A 2,200-nucleotide genomic window follows, 5' to 3' on the forward strand; every position below is an offset into this window, starting at 1 on the left:
CGCTGCACGCAGGTTTTATTCATATTTTAATGCATCAACAGGGTTTGCCTTCGCTACTTTAACCGATTGAATACTTACAGTGAGTATGGCAATGATTACGGAAAGACTAATTGCGGCTATAAACGGCAATGCAGATATAGAGATGCGATACTCGAAAGCTGAAAGCCATTTATTTACAATAATATATGCTAATGGGAATGCTATAAGATTGGCAATGGCCACCAATTTTATAAAATCTTTATTTAGCAATACGAGGATATTGCCAGTGCTGGCACCTAAAACCTTACGGATACTGATCTCTTTTTTGCGTTGCTCTGCCATAAAAAGCGCCAGGCCTAATAATCCTAAACAGGAAATGAAGATTGCGAAACCACCAAACCAGTTTGAAAGTGAACCTAAAAGTTTTTCATTTTTAAATTTCACTTCAAAAGATTCGTTCACAAATTTGCGGTTAACAGGATAATTGGGTTCCATTTGCTTTACTATATCATCGATTTTACCCAGTGATGAACTGATATTTTGATTCGGATTTAACCGTACAATGATAACCCTCGCGTCGTCCCTTTGATTTACCCTGAAAATCATAGGGGCCACTCTTTGATAAGCACTTTCTATTACAAAATCTTTTACTATCCCAACTGTAGTTAGCTTTTTATCCCAGAAAGTAATAACCTTACCGATCGGATTCTTTAATCCCATCATTTTCACTGCTGCTTCGTTTAACAATATACTACTTGTATCATTAGGAAATTTCGCAGAAAACTCCCTACCACTAACCATCTTAGTTCCAATAGTTTCAACAAAATCATATCCTATTGTTCTATGGTTAAAAGAAATAGCCTCGTTTGGATTTTTACCTTCCCAACTTACACCTGTAGTATTATCTCCACCTTCAGTAAAATCTGTGCTAAAAAAAGTAACATCGCTTGCAGCGCCTGATGCTAGTAATTGCGTTTTAAGCAATTCTAATTTAACARCATCGTTCATTTTACCGGCTACCGCTATTTGAATTAAATTGGATTGATCGTAACCAATAGGTTTATTTTTAACATAATTAAGTTGCTGATAAATTACAGCCGTACAAATAATTAAACTTGCAGCAAAAACGAATTGGCCAACCACTAATACTTTCCTCACCGAAGCGGATGAATCTGCTTTAAGCGTGAAACCTTTTAAAACTTTGATAGGTTCAAAAGAAGATAGATAAAGCGCTGGATAACTACCCGCAATAAATCCGGTTAAAATCATCAAACCCAATAATGTAATTAGCAATATGCAAAAGGCCAGCACTAAAAATATTTTAAGTTGATCTATTTTACCACCTATTGATTTACCGTTTACAAAATCATCATATAAATGCCACTTGGTTAAAGGATGTAATAAAGCTACTGATGTATTATCTTTTTGATTGCGTTTGTAAATACCATGCATCAAATCATTTGCAGTAGTAAAAAAAGTATTATCCTTTAACTGAACAAGTGTTAAACACATGTTGTTCCCCCAATTGCCTTCCTTTACCCAAGATTGACGCTTTTCGAATAATGCCCAAGGCATAATACATTCAAAAATTATGCTGCTATTTGCAGGAGCATCTTCTATTACAGCTTCAACTTTTAATACTTCTTCGTTTTCGAGCTTTACTGTCTTATTAATAGGATCTTCATTTCCAAATAACTTTGTTGCAAAAGACTTGGTCAGAATAATGGTATTTACATCTTTTAAAACTCTGGCCGAATTACCTTCAAGAAATTTATAATCCAATATTTTAATAAAATTCTGATCGGCAAATACGGCATTGCTATTTATCTTATTATCGCCAACGGTAATGAGTTGTTTTCTCGGATAAGTAGTGTGAGAAGCATATTTAACGCCAGGGATTTTTTCTTGCACTTCTTTAGCCATAACATTTGGTGTCCACGCCCAGCTAAAAGTTTTACCACTTGCCTCCATGTTTTGATAAACTACATAAGTTTTATCATGATTGGAGAACTGTTTATCGTAGCTCCACTCGTAAGCAACATACAGTAGCAAAACCATGCAACTGGCTAAGCCTATGGCTAATCCTCCTATGTTAATTAAGGAGAAACCCTTGTTTTTCCAAAGGTTACGTAAGGCTATTTTTAAGTTTAATTTGAACATATTTTGTGAGGTTTACGGTTTGAGGTAAGGTCTGGGGCGCATAAACCATACGCCTTTTAGC

Annotated in this window: 1 protein-coding gene; it reads right to left on the bottom strand. The window is 35.2% G+C overall.

All coding sequences use genetic code 11. The features are described 5' to 3' along the window. Nucleotides 1-15: 15 nt before the first annotated feature. Nucleotides 16-2,139 carry an ABC transporter permease gene (locus AC1DPQ_RS28070; protein ID WP_477611613.1) on the bottom strand — a complete coding sequence of 708 codons (2,124 nt, stop codon included), beginning with the start codon at nt 2,137-2,139 and terminating at the stop codon, nt 16-18. Nucleotides 2,140-2,200 lie beyond the last annotated feature (61 nt).

It is taken from the genome of Pedobacter sp. 01T416_2, from assembly GCF_056398925.1.